Source organism: Actinomadura gamaensis, from assembly GCF_042652125.1.
Taxonomy (GTDB): Bacteria; Actinomycetota; Actinomycetes; order Streptosporangiales; family Streptosporangiaceae; genus Spirillospora; species Spirillospora gamaensis.
This window is the reverse complement of record NZ_JBHSIT010000002.1, coordinates 803,179-817,133: the sequence shown is the minus strand read 5'-3', so window position 1 is coordinate 817,133 and position 13,955 is coordinate 803,179. Positions and strand designations below refer to the sequence as shown.

At 74.2% G+C, this 13,955-nt stretch carries 12 protein-coding genes; 7 read left to right on the top strand and 5 right to left on the bottom strand.

Annotation, left to right across the window (positions count from 1 at the left end):
* Window positions 1-9: 9 nt before the first annotated feature.
* Complete coding sequence (locus tag ACFPCY_RS09450) at window positions 10-876, bottom strand: methyltransferase domain-containing protein (protein WP_378253388.1); 867 nt, start codon at window positions 874-876, stop codon at window positions 10-12.
* A 189-nt stretch (window positions 877-1,065) separates the two neighbouring features.
* On the opposite strand from ACFPCY_RS09450, the gene ACFPCY_RS09445 reads away from it, so the two are divergent.
* The 3 genes from ACFPCY_RS09445 to ACFPCY_RS09435 are packed head-to-tail and all read left to right on the top strand — an operon-like array spanning window position 1,066 to window position 5,362.
* Complete coding sequence (locus ACFPCY_RS09445) at window positions 1,066-2,496, top strand: NAD(P)/FAD-dependent oxidoreductase (protein WP_378253386.1); 1,431 nt, start codon at window positions 1,066-1,068, stop codon at window positions 2,494-2,496.
* A 14-nt stretch (window positions 2,497-2,510) separates the two neighbouring features.
* Window positions 2,511-5,036 carry a type I polyketide synthase gene (locus ACFPCY_RS09440; RefSeq protein WP_378253384.1) on the top strand — a complete coding sequence of 842 codons (2,526 nt, stop codon included), beginning with the start codon at window positions 2,511-2,513 and terminating at the stop codon, window positions 5,034-5,036.
* Between the two features lie 8 nt (window positions 5,037-5,044).
* Window positions 5,045-5,362 carry an acyl carrier protein gene (locus ACFPCY_RS09435; RefSeq protein WP_378253383.1) on the top strand — a complete coding sequence of 106 codons (318 nt, stop codon included), beginning with the start codon at window positions 5,045-5,047 and terminating at the stop codon, window positions 5,360-5,362.
* Between the two features lie 78 nt (window positions 5,363-5,440).
* On the opposite strand, the gene ACFPCY_RS09430 is transcribed toward ACFPCY_RS09435, so the two are convergent.
* Window positions 5,441-6,736: an activator-dependent family glycosyltransferase gene (locus ACFPCY_RS09430; protein WP_378253381.1), complete on the bottom strand. Its 1,296-nt coding sequence runs from the start codon at window positions 6,734-6,736 to the stop codon at window positions 5,441-5,443.
* 168 nt (window positions 6,737-6,904) lie between these two features.
* Here ACFPCY_RS09430 and ACFPCY_RS09425 point away from each other — a divergent pair, with 168 nt between their 5' ends.
* From ACFPCY_RS09425 to ACFPCY_RS09410, 4 genes are read left to right on the top strand one after another with little or no spacing between them, the layout of a single operon-like run.
* Window positions 6,905-7,813 carry a putative sugar O-methyltransferase gene (locus ACFPCY_RS09425; protein ID WP_378253379.1) on the top strand — a complete coding sequence of 303 codons (909 nt, stop codon included), beginning with the start codon at window positions 6,905-6,907 and terminating at the stop codon, window positions 7,811-7,813.
* A gap of 4 nt (window positions 7,814-7,817) precedes the next feature.
* On the top strand, window positions 7,818-8,849 hold the full coding sequence (locus tag ACFPCY_RS09420) for an NAD-dependent epimerase/dehydratase family protein (protein WP_378253377.1): 1,032 nt from the start codon (window positions 7,818-7,820) through the stop codon (window positions 8,847-8,849).
* Window positions 8,846-10,174: a lipopolysaccharide biosynthesis protein RfbH gene (gene rfbH / locus ACFPCY_RS09415; RefSeq protein ID WP_378253375.1), complete on the top strand. Its 1,329-nt coding sequence runs from the start codon at window positions 8,846-8,848 to the stop codon at window positions 10,172-10,174. Before ACFPCY_RS09420 ends, rfbH begins: the two co-directional genes overlap by 4 nt.
* On the top strand, window positions 10,171-11,574 hold the full coding sequence (locus ACFPCY_RS09410) for an NDP-hexose 2,3-dehydratase family protein (RefSeq protein WP_378253373.1): 1,404 nt from the start codon (window positions 10,171-10,173) through the stop codon (window positions 11,572-11,574). The genes rfbH and ACFPCY_RS09410 overlap by 4 nt, the downstream gene beginning before the upstream one ends.
* A gap of 129 nt (window positions 11,575-11,703) precedes the next feature.
* On the opposite strand, the gene ACFPCY_RS09405 is transcribed toward ACFPCY_RS09410, so the two are convergent.
* The 3 genes from ACFPCY_RS09405 to ACFPCY_RS09395 are packed head-to-tail and all read right to left on the bottom strand — an operon-like array spanning window position 11,704 to window position 13,892.
* Window positions 11,704-12,744: a Gfo/Idh/MocA family protein gene (locus ACFPCY_RS09405; RefSeq protein WP_378253371.1), complete on the bottom strand. Its 1,041-nt coding sequence runs from the start codon at window positions 12,742-12,744 to the stop codon at window positions 11,704-11,706.
* On the bottom strand, window positions 12,741-13,652 hold the full coding sequence (gene rfbA, locus ACFPCY_RS09400) for a glucose-1-phosphate thymidylyltransferase RfbA (RefSeq protein WP_378253369.1): 912 nt from the start codon (window positions 13,650-13,652) through the stop codon (window positions 12,741-12,743). The genes ACFPCY_RS09405 and rfbA overlap by 4 nt, the downstream gene beginning before the upstream one ends.
* Window positions 13,653-13,655: 3 nt before the next feature.
* Window positions 13,656-13,892 (bottom strand): DUF5988 family protein, encoded by a 237-nt coding sequence (locus tag ACFPCY_RS09395; RefSeq protein WP_378253367.1) that lies wholly within the window; start codon window positions 13,890-13,892, stop codon window positions 13,656-13,658.
* Between the last annotated feature and the right edge of the window lie 63 nt (window positions 13,893-13,955).

Below are 13,955 nucleotides of genomic sequence, written 5' to 3'. Positions count from 1 at the left end.
GGCGCGCCCTCAGGGGCGGCGCGCCGTGATCAGCACGTACCCGAGCTCCGGCATCCGGGCGATCTTCTCCTGGTTGCCGATCAGGAGCTCGTAGCCCTCGGTGCCGAGGATCGTGACGAACTGGTCGCGGCGGGACCGCAGGCCCGCGGCGAACGCGGCGTTCGTCGGGAACGTCTCGACGGTGACGTCCCGGATGTCCTCCGGCACGAGGCCGGCCTGCTCCAGCACGCCCGCGTAGTCGTCCAGCGGGGTGAGCGACGCGTACACCGTGCTGTACTGCGCGCCGACGTCCCTGCTGCGGTCCTCGGGCTCCTTGTAGACCATGTCCGCGATCGGGATCCGGCCGCCGGGCCGCACGACGCGCGCCACCTCCGACAGCACCTGGACCTTGTCCGGCATGTGCAGCATGGACTCCAGCGCCCACGCGCCGTCGAACGACGCCGCCTCGTAGGGCAGGTCCATCGCGTTGACCACCTGGAACGAGACGCGGTCGGCGACGCCCTCGGCCCGGGCGCGCTCGTTGGCGCGCGCGACCTGGCGCTCGCTGACGGAGATCCCGACGATCTCCACCTCGCGCGCCCGGGCGAGCTGGAGCGCGGGCGTGCCGTTCCCGCAGCCGACGTCGAGGACGCGGTCGCCGGGCTTCGGGTCGAGCCGCCGGATCATCTCGGCGGTCATCTCCACGGCGGCCTCGTCGAAACTCCGGTCGTCGTTCTCGTCGCGCCACAGGCCGTAATGCAGATTGCCGTCCCAGAGTTCCGCCATCACGTCGAAAATGCCGTGATCGTAGTAGTACCCGATCGTGCGGGTGTCCGGCGGTCGTTTCTCCTCGGCAATGACGATGGAACGCAGTTTCGTGTCGTCTTCTGTCGCCATGCTTGCATGGTCCCCAACGGCTCGCGGGGCGGCCACCCCTGACCACCCCTACCGCACCCCTATTCGCCCGGCCCGCCATTTTTGAATTAGCCGCGCTTTAGCGGCCCGAGAGACATTGGCGCGCAGGAGTGTGCAGTGGAAAAGAGGCGGTATGGCACAGGGGGAATCAGCACGGAGGGGATCTGTGGCATGAGCCGACCCTCGCACGCGGTCGTCCTCGGCGGCGGCCTGGCCGGCACGCTGGCGGCGCACGCGCTGGCCCGGCACGCGGACGCGGTGACCGTCCTGGAACGCGACGTCCTGCCCGAAGGGCCCGGGCACCGGCGCGGCGTCCCGCAGGCGCGGCACGCCCACCTGCTCTGGTCCAACGGGGCGCGCGTCATCGACGGGCTGCTGCCCGGCACGACCGACCGGCTGCTCGCCGCGGGCGCGCGCCGCATCGGCTTCCAGGGCGACCAGGTGACGCTGACGGTCCGCGGCTGGCAGCACCGCTTCGAGCCGACCCAGTTCGCGATCCTGTGCACCCGCCCGCTGCTCGACTGGATCGTCCGCGACCAGGTCCTCCGGACGGGTCGCGTCCACCTGCGGCAGGGCGTGGAGGCCGTGGAGCTGCGCGGCGCGCACGGCCGGATCACCGGCGTCGGCGTCCGCGACGGCGACGGCCGGGAGGGCGCGGTCGAGGCGGATCTCGTCGTGGACGCCACCGGGCGGGCCTCCGGCCTGCGGCACTGGCTGGCGGCGCTGGACGTCCGGCCGCCCGAGAAGGACGTGGTCGACGCGGGCATCGGGTACGCCACCCGCCTGTTCGCCGCGCCGCCCGGCGCGACCGCCGCGTTCCCCGCCGTCAACGTCGGCGCGCCGCACCGCCCGGACGAACCGGCGCACTTCGGCGTGGTCTACCCGGTCGAGGACGACCGCTGGATCGTCACGCTGTCGTGCACCAGGGGCGGGACGCTGCCCGCGCACGAGGACGACTTCGAGGCGTTCGCCCGGACCCGACTCGGCCACCCGCTGGTCGCCGACCTCATCGGCTCGGTCGAGCCGCTGACCCCGGTGTTCCACTCCCGCTCCGGCGCGAACCGGCGCCTGTACCCCGAGCGCCACGGCGGCTGGCCGGACGGCCTGCTCGTCGTCGGCGACTCGCTCACCGCGTTCAACCCCGTCTACGGCCACGGGATGAGCGCCGCCGCGCGCTGCGCCGCCGCGCTCGACCGGGAGCTGGCGGCCGGCGCCGATCCGGCGTCCGGCGGCACCCGCCGGATCCAGGCGGCGATCGGCGCGGCCGTGGACGACCCGTGGATCCTGGCGGCGTCCAAGGACGCCGGGTACGCCGGCTGCCGGGTCGACGCGACCGACCCGCGGCTGGTCGGCGAGCACACCGCGCAGCAGCGCCGGTTCGCCGACGCCATCATCGACAAGTCGCTGGTCGCCCCGCAGGTGTGCGCCACGGTGACCGGGGTGATCAGCCTGTCGGCGGGCCAGGCGGAGCTGGGCTCCAGCCGCTTCCTCTCCCTGATGCACCGGGAGACCTCCCTGCCCAAGCCGGACGGCCCGCCGCTGAGTCCCGAGGAGCTCGACCTCGTGCGGCTGCCCGCCTACCGGCGCGTCCCGTCCGCCTAGCCGGGAGAGCCAGCATGGCGACCGAAGCAGAGCTCGTCGACTACCTGAGATGGACCACCGCCGAACTGCACGAGGCCCGGCGGCGGCTGCGCGAGCGCGAGGAGCGCGACCGCGAGCCGATCGCGATCGTGGCGATGGCCTGCCGCTTCCCCGGCGGAGCGCGCTCGCCGGAGGACCTGTGGCGGCTGGTCGCCGAGGGCCGGGACGCGATCGGCGGCTTCCCCGCCGACCGCGGCTGGGACCTCGACGGCCTGCGCGCCCCGGACGGCTCCCCGCGCGCCCGGGCGGGCGGCTTCGTCTACGACGCCCTGGACTTCGACGCGGAGTTCTTCGGCATGGGCCGGAGCGAGGCGCTGGCGACCGAGCCGCAGCAGCGGATCCTGCTCGAACTCGCCTGGGAGGCCGTCGAGCGCGCGGGCCTCGACCCGCACGGCCTGCGCGGCACCCGCACGGGCGTCTTCACCGGCCTGACCACCCACGACTACATCACCCGGCTGCCCGAGCTGGGCCCGGCCGCGGACGGCGTGCTCGGCCACCTCGGCTCCGGCATCTCCGGCGCGCTCGCGTCCGGCCGGGTGTCGCGGGCGCTCGGCCTGGAGGGCCCGGCGGTGACGGTCGACACGGCCTGCTCCTCGGCGCTGGTGGCGATGCACCTGGCCGGGCAGGCGCTGCGGCGCGGCGAGTGCTCGCTCGCGCTCGCGGGCGGCGCGACCGTCCTCGCGACCCCCGGCCTGTACCTGGAGTACGCGGCGCAGCCGGGGATGCTGTCCGACGACGGACGCTGCCGGCCGTTCGCGGCGGGCGCGAACGGCATGGTGTGGGGCGAGGGCGCGGGCCTGGTCCTGCTGGAACGGCTGTCGGACGCCCGCCGGGCCGGGCATCCGGTGCTGGCCGTGGTCCGCGGCTCGGCCGTCAACCAGGACGGCGGCAGCGGCGGGTTCACCGCCCCGCACGGCCCGGCGCAGCAGCGCCTCATCCGCGCCGCGCTCGCCGACGCCGGCCTGGCCCCCGCCGACGTGGACGCCGTGGAGGCGCACGGCACGGGCACCGCCATGGGCGACCTGATCGAGGCGCAGGCGCTGCTCGCCACCTACGGCCGGGACCGGCCGTCCGGCCGTCCGGTGCTGCTGGGCTCGGTCAAGTCGAACATCGGGCACACGCAGGCGGCGTCCGGGATGGCCTCGGTCGTCAAGGCGGTGCTCGCCATGCGGCACGGGACGCTGCCCGCCACGCTGCACATCGACCGGCCCAACCCGTTCGTCGACTGGTCGGCGGGGGAGGCGCGGCTGCTCGCCGAGCCCGCGGACTGGCCGGAACGCGACGGTCCGCGCCGGGCCGGGGTGTCGTCGTTCGGCGTCTCCGGTACCAACGCGCACCTGATCCTCGAAGCAGCGCCCGAGCCGGAGGAACCGGACAGCGCGGACGCGCCCGTCCGCGCCGTTCCCTGGGTCGTCTCCGCCCGGAGCGAGCGGGCCCTGCGCGCCCAGGCCGCGGCGCTGGCGGCGCACGTGTCGGAGCGTCCGGAGGGTTCGGCGGCGGACGTCGCCTGGTCGCTGCTGACGACGCGGTCGGCGTTCGAGCACCGCGTGGTCGTCGTCGGCGAGGACACGCGGGAACTCGCGGCGGCCCTGCGCGCGGTCGCGGCGGGCGGCGTCCCGGCCCCGGCGGACGGCGACGCGGTCGCGAGCGGCGGCCGGACGGGCTGGGTGTTCGGCGGGGACAGCCCCGCGCCGGGCACGGGCCTGGAGCTGTACGGCCGGTTCCCGGTTTTCGCCGCCGCCGTGGACGAGGTGTGCGCCCTGCTCGGCGGCGGGACGGGCCGTCCGGCGAAGGAGGTCCTCCTCGCGCCGCGCCCCGGACCGGACGAGCCGCCCGTGGCCCTGTTCGCGGTGCAGGTCGGGCTGGTCCGGCTGCTGGAGTCGGCCGGGCTGCGGCCCGACCTGGTGATCGGGCACGCGGCCGGCGAGCTCGCCGCCGCGCACGCGGCCGGGGTGCTCGACCTGGCCGATGCCTGCCTGCTGCTCTCCGGCTCCGGCGGCGCCGAGCCGGAGCCCCGCGCGCCGCGCGTCCCGGTCGTCCTCGGCGGCGAGCGCGCGGACGGGCGGATCACCGACCCCGGCTTCTGGGCCGGGCGCCCCCACGCCCCCGGGGAGCCCGCCACCGCCACCGGCACCGCCGTAGCCACCGGCACCGGCGACGTTGACGTGCTGCTCGAACTCGGCCCCCGCCCCGCGATCGCGGACACCGCCGGACTCCCCGAGACGCCGGCGGTGCTCGGTGGCGAGGGAGCCGAGGCGCGGGCGCTGTTCGGCGCCCTGGCCAGGCTGGACGCCCGCGGCGCGGCGGTCGGCTGGGCCGGACTCATGGACCGGGAGCCGGCGCCTCGCACGGTCCCGCTGCCCACCTACGCGTTCCAGCGCGAGCGGTACTGGCTGTACGACGCCGTGCCGGAGGCCCCGGGCGCGGAGACGGGAAGGGAGGCTGCGGCGAGGACGGACGGCACCCACGCAAGGGACCGCGAAACGGTTGTCGAGAACTGAAGGAGACGGTGAACACCGGCATGGACGTGGCAGAACTGCAGCGCTCCCTGGTGAGCGGCGACGAGGCGGAGCGGGCGCGGCTGCTCCGGGAGACGATCCGGACGCATGTGGCGGCACTGCTGTCGCTGCCCTCGGTCGAGGACGACGGCAACTTCCTGGACCTCGGCCTGAACTCGCTGTCCGCCCTGGAGCTGACCAAGAACCTGATGACGATCACCGGGCTGGAGATCCCGCTGGTGACGATCGTGGACCACCCCACCCCGGCGCAGCTCGCGAGCCACCTCGCCGCGGAGTACACGCGCTCCGGCGAGGGCGTCCCGAACTAGCCCGCGGCGACGCGAAGGGCCGGCGCTTCCGCGCCGGCCCTTTCCGCATCCCCGGCGACGTCGGCCGGGGTCCGCCGTTCAGCGGCGGTGCCGCGCCGCCAGCCGCTCCAGCTCGGGGACCAGTTCGGCCGGGCTCGGCTGCCCGATCAGCTCCTGCCGCACCCGGCGGGCGCCGGTCTGGAACGACGGGTCGTCCAGCAGCCGCGCCAGGGCCGCGCCGACCTTCGCGCCGGTCACCTCGCCGGGCTCGATCGACAGGCCCGCCCCGGTGTCGGCGAGGTGCCTGCTCTTCAGGTGCGCGTCCGGGGCGATGCTGACGACCAGCTGCGGCACCCCGTACAGCAGGCAGATGTTGAACCCACCGGGGCTGCCCTGGTGGATCACCGCCGAGCAGGACGGCACGACGCACTGGAGCGGGACGAAGTCCACGATCCGGGTGTTGGCCGGGACGCGCGGCAGCCGCTCGCGCTGCTCGTCCGGCAGCGTCACCACGAGCTCGATCCCGAGGCCCGCCACGGCGTCCAGGGTGTCCTGGATCTGCTCGACCGACATGATCTGCTGGTGGCCCCACTCGCGGACCGACAGCCCGAACGTCATCAGGACGCGCGGCGCGGCCGGGGCCTCCCACAGCCACTGGGGGTGGACGGCCGGGCCGTTGTAGGGGACGTACCGGGTGGAGATGTAGTTGAGGCCGGTGTCCACCCGGAACGAGGCGGGCAGCTGGTCGATCGTGAAGTGGCCGGTGAACAGGGTCTCGGCGAACTCCAGCTCGTACTTGTCCGTCCAGCCGGTGATCCACTCGCGCATCGGGTCGCGGCGGTCGCCGGGCGGGCGCCCCTCCTTCAGCCGGACGAAGCGCGCGCGCATCGAGGCGTCGGTGTCGTGGGAGTACAGCACCCGCCCGCTGGCCGCACCGGTCGCGGCGGCGGCGATCGCGCCGGCGTAGCTGGCGGCGTCCCAGAGGACGAGGTCGGGCTGCCAGCGGCGGGCGAACGCGACCAGGTCGTCCACCATCGAGTCGTTCATCAGCCCGGCCGCGGGCGCGATGGCGACCTCGTAGAGGCGGAAGAGGTCGTCCCAGCCGAGCAGCCGCCCCCGGCTCGCGGCCTGCTGGTGCGCCGGGCCGCCCGCCTTCCGCTGCCACTGCTCGACCGACCCGTGGTCCCGCTCCGCCATGGCGCGCCGGGTCTTCTCCTTGAGGGTCTCGGCGGACCCCACCGGGACGGCGGTGAGCCCCGCCCGGGTGATGGTGTCCACCAGCTCGGGGCTGCTCGCCACGCGCACCTCGTGTCCCGCGGCGCCCAGCGCCCAGGCCAGCGGCACGCTGTTGAAGAAATGCGTGTTCCCGGGGAAGGAAGTGAATAATACTCGCATGCCGCCGAGATTACGGTGGCGCCGCGTGAGGGCATACCCCTATTCCGGCCGCTCCTTTCGCATTCCATTCCGCATAGGGGTTTTAGGGCGCTTTTAGCGCCGTGCCGGATGCTGTCGTGGTCGGCGGTCCTGGCCGGCGTCGCGGCGATCCGGGCGGAGAGGAACGAGATGGCTCGCAATCTTCAGGCCAGCCCCCAGTGGGAGCGAATCCAGCGGGGCTGGGTCACCGAGGATGCGTCCGCCGATCTGACGGGCTTCAAGTCGGACGACCGGAACTTCAACATTTCCCTGTGGAGCCCCGAGGCGAACGGGGTCCGGTATCTCAAGACGCTCGTCTACCAGCTCGCGACGGGCCTCGGCGAGGCCGACTGGGCGCGGCTGCGCAACATCCGCAACCGCGAGTTCGGCGACCCCCTGACCGTCCGGGTGGGCGGCGAGCCGGTCTGCCTCGACTACGTGCAGGCCGTGCTGGAGCTGGGGTTCGTGCGGCGCCGGATCGGGCTCGACCGCGCCCGCGTGCTGGAGATCGGCGCCGGGTACGGGCGGACGTGCCACGCGATGCTGTCCAACCACGACCTCGCCGAGTACTGGATCGTGGACCTGACCAACACGATGCGGATCAGCCGGGAGTACCTGCGGACCGTCCTGGACGACGCCGAGTTCGCCAAGGTCCGGTTCGTGGACGTCCGCGACATCGACGAGGTGGTCGGAGCCGAGCGCTTCGACCTGTGCGTCAACATCCACTCCTTCGCCGAGATGACGCCCGAGACCGTCCGGGAGTACCTGGACCTCATCGACGGCAAGTGCGCCGCGTTCTACGTCAAGAACCCGGTCGGCAAGTTCCTCGACCCGAAGCTGGACGGCCATTTCAAGGGGCGCGAGGCCGTCGAGGAGGCGCTGCGCACCGGGCCGCTGCGGCGGGTGCTGGACATCTTCGACGAGGAGGCCGTCGCCTCGGCCGTCCCCGAGTTCGTCGCCGCCTACCGGCCGGGCGACGGCTGGGGCTGCGTCGCGCACGACCGGGCCCTGCCGTGGAGCTACTTCTGGCAGGCGCTCTACGAGAACGGCCGCGGGTGACGCGATGACCGCGCGCTCGATCGTGGTGCTGGGCGCCTCGGGCTTCCTCGGACGGCACGTCCGCGCCGCCCTCACCGCCGCGGGGGACCGGGTCACGCCCGTGTCGCGGCGCGGCCCGGACGGGATCGACCTCGTCCGGGCCGGGCGGGACGAGCTGGCCCGGCTGTGCGCGGGCGCGGACGCGGTGGTGAACGCCGCCGGCGCGGTCTGGGGCGGCACCGGGCGCGAGATGGCCGAGCTGAACGCCGACCTGGTGGGCAGGCTCGTGGACGTCCTCACCGGGCTCCCGAGGCCGCCCCGGTTCGTCCAGTTGGGCAGCGCCTACGAGTACGGGCCGACACCGCTGGGCGTGCCGGTCGCCGAGGACTGGCCGCCCGACCCGGAGAGCGTGTACGGGCGCACCAAACTGGACGGGACGCGGGCGGTCGTCCGGGCCGTCGAGGACGGCGGCCTGGACGCGGTGGTCCTGCGCGTCTCGGTGGCGTGCGGACCCGGCGCGCCGAGGGTCAGCCTGCCCGGACGGGTCGCCGCGCACCTCGCCGCGGGCGGCGGCGAACTGCGGCTCGCCCCGCTGCGCGCCCACCGCGACCTGATCGACGTCCGGGACGTCGCCGACGCCGTCCTGGCGGCCGTGGACAGGCCCCGGAGCCCCGCCGGCCCGCCGCGCCGCCCCATGGCCGCGCCCGACGGCCTGGCCGTGCCCGGCGATCCGGCCGGGGCTGTGATCAACATCGGTGGCGGCTCGGCCGTGCCCGTGCGCGCGCTGGTCGACCTGATGATCGCGCTGAGCGGCGTCCCGGTCCGCGTCGTCGAGGACGCGGGCCCGCCGCCGGACGGCGCGGACGCGACCGGCCGGACCGCCCGCTCCGGCGTGCACTGGCAGTGCCTCGACACCGGCCGGGCCCGCCGGACGCTCGGCTGGGCCCCGCGCCGCACCCTGGCCGAATCGATGCGCGACCTGCTCCTGGCCGAGGGGGCGCCGGTCACGGGCCGTCCGCCCGCGGCACGGGCCGCCGCTGGAAGGGACCGGAGATGAACGACCGCCGCGAGCACATCCTCGACGAGGTCCGCAAGCACCACCAGGACGCCCAGGACGCGCGGGGCTTCGTCCCCGGCGTCACCGAGATCTGGCCCTCCGGCGCCGTGCTGGACGAGGACGACCGCGTCGCGCTCGTCGAGGCCGCGCTGGACCTGCGGATCGCCGCGGGCACCCTGTCGCGCCGCTTCGAGCGCGACTTCGCCCGGCGCCTCGGACGGCGCAAGGCGCACCTGACCAACTCCGGGTCGTCGGCGAACCTGCTGGCGGTGTCGGCGCTGACCTCGCCGCTGCTCCAGGACCGGCGGCTCCGCCCCGGCGACGAGGTGGTCACCGTCGCGGCGGGCTTCCCGACGACGGTGAACCCGATCCTCCAGAACGGCCTCGTGCCGGTGTTCGTGGACGTGGAGCTGCGCACCTACAACACCACCGCCGAGCGGGTCGCGGCGGCGATCGGCCCGCGCACCCGCGCCGTCATCATGGCGCACACGCTCGGCAACCCGTTCGAGGCGACGGAGGTCGCGCGGCTGGCCGACGAGCACGACCTGCTGCTCATCGAGGACGACTGCGACGCGATCGGCTCCACCTACGACGGGCGGCTCACCGGCACGTTCGGCGACCTCGCGACCGTCAGCTTCTACCCCGCGCACCACCTGACGATGGGGGAGGGCGGCTGCGTGCTGACGTCCAACCTCGTCCTCGCGCGGGTCGTGGAGTCGATGCGCGACTGGGGCCGGGACTGCTGGTGCGAGCCGGGCGAGAACGACACCTGCCACAAGCGCTTCGGCTACCAGATGGGGACGCTGCCCGAGGGCTACGACCACAAGTACATCTTCTCCCACGTCGGCTACAACCTGAAGTCCACCGACCTGCAGGCGGCGCTCGGCCTGAGCCAGCTCGCCAAGCTGGACATGTTCTGCGCGGCGCGGCGGCACAACTGGCGGCGGCTGCGCGCGGCCCTGGACGGCCTGCCCTGGCTGATCCTGCCCGAGGCCACGCCGCGCAGCGATCCGAGCTGGTTCGGGTTCGTCATCACCGTCGACCCGGACGCCCCGTTCGGGCGCGCCGACCTCGTCCGCTTCCTGGAGTCGCGGCGCATCGGCACCCGCCAGCTGTTCGCGGGGAACCTGACCCGGCACCCCGCCTACGCCGGCCGCGGCAACCGCGTCGCGGGCGGCCTCGCCAACAGCGACCTCATCACCGAGCAGACGTTCTGGGTCGGCGTCTACCCGGGGCTGACCGACGACATGATCGACTACGTGGCCGCGTCGGTGACCGAGTTCGTCGGCGGGTTCGTCCGCCGGTCCGCGGCGGCGCGCCGATGATGCCGCGGACGGCGCTGACCCGGCAGCGCGACGACGGCACGCTTCCCGACCGCGTCGCGCGCTCGGCCGCCGCGCGGGACGGCGTGTCCGGGGACGTGCGCGACTTCCACGCCTGGTTTGCCGCCCGGCGCGCGGCGGGCCGGTTCGCGGTGGACCGCATCCGGTTCGACGAGCTCGACGGCTGGTACTTCCAGGACGGCACGGGCGACCTCGCGCACCGCAGCGGCCGGTTCTTCACCGTCGAGGGCCTCACCGCGAGCGTCGGCGACCCGGTCACCGCCCGCTGGCAGCAGCCGATCATCCGGCAGCCGGAGGTCGGCATCCTCGGCATCGCGGCCAAGGAGTTCGACGGCGTCCTGCACTTCCTCATGCAGGCGAAGATGGAGCCGGGCAACCCGAACGTCCTGCAGCTCTCGCCGACCGTGCAGGCCACGCGCAGCAACTACACCGGCGTCCATCGGGGCGCGGCCGTCCGGTACCTGGAGTACTTCACCGGTCCCGACCTCTCCCGCGCCGAGGGCGCGGCGATCCTGTCGGACGGCCTCCAGTCCGAGCACGGCTCGTGGTTCTACCGCAAGCGCAACCGCAACATGATCGTCGAGGTGCCCGGCGAGATCCCGCCGCACGAGGACTTCCGCTGGCTCACCCTCGGCCAGATCGCCGAGCTGATGCGCCATGACAACCTCGTCAACATGGACTCGCGGTCGGTGCTCGCCGGGCTGCCCGCCGACGTCACGCGCCGGGCCCTGCACTCCGACACCGACCTGCTGTCGTGGCTGGCGCTGATGCGGTCGGCCCACATCGTCCGCGCCGAGTGCGGCCCGCTGGCCGAGGTGTCCGGCTGGACGCGGAACGAGGCGTCGATCGACCACGAGGACGGCCGGTACTTCCGCGTCGTCGCGGTGGCGGTGCGGGCGGGCAACCGCGAGGTCTCCCAGTGGACGCAGCCGCTGTTCGAGCCGCGCGGCGAGGGCGTGGTGGCCGTCCTCACCCGCCGGATCGAGGGCGTGCCGCACGTGCTCGTCCGCGCCCGGGTCGAGCCGGGGTTCCTCGACACCGTGGAGCTCGGGCCGACCGTCCAGTGCACGCCCGCGAACTACGCGCACCTGCCGTCCGCCGAGCACCCGCCCTTCCTGGACGCGGTCCTGGCCGCCGACCCCGGACGGATCCGCTACTCGGCGCTCCATTCGGAGGAGGGCGGCCGGTTCCTCAACGCCGTCAGCCGCTACATGGTGATCGACGCCGACGAGGCGACCGCGCCGCTGGACCCGCCGTTCGGCTTCCGCTGGGTGTCGCACGGCCAGCTCGCCGTGATGGGACGCCACGGGCACTACGTCAACGTGCACCTGCGCACCCTGCTCGCCTGCCTCAACGCCCTCTGGGCGACGGCCCCGGCCTGAGCCCCGCCGGCCCCGGCCTCAGCCGCGCCGCCCTCGGCCTGAGCCGCGCCGGCCCCGGCCTGAGCCGTCGGCCCCGGCGGCACCAGCAAGGCCCGGACGCGAACGTCCGGGCCTTCTCCCTCTGCCCCGTCACAGGACGAATCGGACGGCCTTCTCCTCGACCGCCGAGACCAGCCGCGCCTGGTGCAGGCTGGCCTCGGTGTGCGCGCCGCCGACGCAGCCCGCCCAGCCCGCTCCGCTCGCCGCGCCCGACCCTCCCGGCTCGCCCGTCCGCACCGCGCGAACGAAGGAGCCGACGAGGTTCGCGAACTGGTCGTCCGCGCGCAGGGTGATCTCCTCGGAGTGGTCCTGGCGCTCCACGCGGACGACCGGCCGGAACGCGGGCGGCGGCGTGAACGCCCGGTCGATCGACAGCCGGCCCTGGCTCCCGGAGAACTCGCAGGTCGTCCGGTAGGAATGCGCCATGCCGAAGTGCAGGTCGGCCGTCACACCCTGCGGCGTGTGCACCAGGACGCGTCCGGCGGCCACCGCTCCCGTCCTCGCGTCCGTCCGCAGCACGGCGCCCGTGACCTCCAGGTCCGGACCGAGGTAGTGCAGGGCGGCCCGGATCGGATAGACGCCGATGTCCAGCAGCGCGCCGCCGCCCACGTCGGGTCGGTTGCGGATGTCGGTGCTCGGCAGCGGCGGGACGGTGAACGCGGCGGCGAAGTCGCGCAGCTCGCCGATCGTCCCGTCGGCGAGCAGCTTCGGCAGGACCGTGTGCTGGGCATGGAACGGGAAACCGACGTTCTCCCTCAGCACGAGGCCCCGCGTCCGCGCGAGCCGCAGCAGGCGCTCGGTCGTGGCGTGGTCGCCCGTCATCGGCTTCTCCGCCAGGACGTGCTTCCCGGCGAGCAGCGCCTGCTCGATCCAGCCGGCGTGCAGCATCGCCGGGAGCGGCACGTACACCGCGTCGATCTCGGCGGACGCCAGCAGCGAGTCGTAGCCGAGCACGGCCGCGCAGCCGAACCGGCCGGCGAACTCGGCGGCCCTCGCCCGGTCGCGGCTGGCGACGGCGACCACCCGGACGCCGTCCGCCGCGACCAGGACCGGCAGCATCCGCCGCCGGGCGAAGTCCGCGCAGCCCAGCACCCCGAACCGGACGGGCCGGCCGGGATCGGGCCCGGTCACGTCCAGCCCGCCGCGGCTCGCGCGGACGCCGGGACCTTCTCGTAGGAACGGGCGCAGTCCATCACGTACCGCCCGTACGGCGACGACGCCATGCGCTCGCCCAGCCGGTAGCAGTCGTCGGGGGTGATGAACCCCATGTGCATGGCGATCTCCTCGACGCAGCCGATCCGGGTGCCCTGGCGGCGCTGCACGTCCCGCACGAACAGCGCCGCCTCCAGGAGCGACTCGTGCGTGCCGGTGTCCAGCCATGTGACGCCCCGGCCGAGCCAGGCCAGGTCGGCCCGGCCCTCGGCGAGGTAGGCGCGCAGCACGTCGGTGATCTCCAGCTCGCCGCGCGCGGAGGGCGTCAGGCGCTTGGCGACGTCCACGACGCCGCCGTCGAAGAAGTACAGGCCGGGGATGGCGAGGTTGGACCGGGGCCGGTCCGGTTTCTCCTCGATCGCGACGAGCCGTCCCTCGTCGTCCACCTCGGCGACGCCGAACCGCTCGGGGTCGGCGACGTGGTGGCCGAACAGCACGCAGCCGTTGAGCTTCGCGGCGCTGCGCCGCAGCAGGGACGGCAGGTTCGCGCCGTGGAAGAGGTTGTCGCCGAGGATCAGCGCGTTGTCCTCGCCCCGGATGTGGTCGGCTCCGACGAGGAACGCGTCGGCGATGCCGCGCGGCTCGTCCTGGGCGGTGTAGGCGATGGACATGCCGAGGTCGGAGCCGTCGCCGAACAGCCTGCGGAACTGGGGCAGGTCGTCCGGCCGGGAGATGATCAGGACCTCGGAGATCCCGGCGAGCATCAGCATGGACAGCGGGTAGTAGATGATCGGCTTGTCGTAGCACGGGGCCAGCTGCTTGGACCCGACGAAGGACAGGGGTTGTAATCGGGTGCCGTTGCCGCCGGCGAGAACGATGCCCCGCATCGCTTACTCGGCGATCCGCGTGCGCATCGTCCACCGGTACACCGGCGGTCCGGCCGCCTCCCGGCCGCCGGGCCCCTCCTCGCGCTCGAAGTGCTCGTAGCCGCCGCGGTGTAAGACCTTGATCGTCGTCTCGTCGCCGGCGGAGGCGTGCCGCGCCACCTCCGGCAGGTCGTCGGGGCCGCCGACGAGGACGGCGTCCGTCGCGGGCCGCTGGGTGGCGTCCTGGCTGGGCTTCATCATCGAAGCGCTCCCCTCGGGGGTCGGATACCTCGATGGTGGCCGCCTTCCGCCGGACCGCGATAC

Bases quoted from the DNA above. Each gene is read 5' to 3' on its own strand.
- ACFPCY_RS09440 (WP_378253384.1), top strand. From the start codon at position 2,511: ATGGCGACCGAAGCAGAGCTCGTCGACTACCTGAGATGGACCACCGCC.
- ACFPCY_RS09425 (WP_378253379.1), top strand. From the start codon at position 6,905: ATGGCTCGCAATCTTCAGGCCAGCCCCCAGTGGGAGCGAATCCAGCGG.
- ACFPCY_RS09420 (WP_378253377.1), top strand. From the start codon at position 7,818: ATGACCGCGCGCTCGATCGTGGTGCTGGGCGCCTCGGGCTTCCTCGGA.
- rfbH (WP_378253375.1), top strand. From the start codon at position 8,846: ATGAACGACCGCCGCGAGCACATCCTCGACGAGGTCCGCAAGCACCAC.
- ACFPCY_RS09430 (WP_378253381.1), bottom strand. From the start codon at position 6,736: ATGCGAGTATTATTCACTTCCTTCCCCGGGAACACGCATTTCTTCAAC.
- ACFPCY_RS09395 (WP_378253367.1), bottom strand. From the start codon at position 13,892: ATGATGAAGCCCAGCCAGGACGCCACCCAGCGGCCCGCGACGGACGCC.
- ACFPCY_RS09450 (WP_378253388.1), bottom strand. From the start codon at position 876: ATGGCGACAGAAGACGACACGAAACTGCGTTCCATCGTCATTGCCGAG.
- rfbA (WP_378253369.1), bottom strand. From the start codon at position 13,652: ATGCGGGGCATCGTTCTCGCCGGCGGCAACGGCACCCGATTACAACCC.
- ACFPCY_RS09410 (WP_378253373.1), top strand. From the start codon at position 10,171: ATGATGCCGCGGACGGCGCTGACCCGGCAGCGCGACGACGGCACGCTT.
- ACFPCY_RS09445 (WP_378253386.1), top strand. From the start codon at position 1,066: ATGAGCCGACCCTCGCACGCGGTCGTCCTCGGCGGCGGCCTGGCCGGC.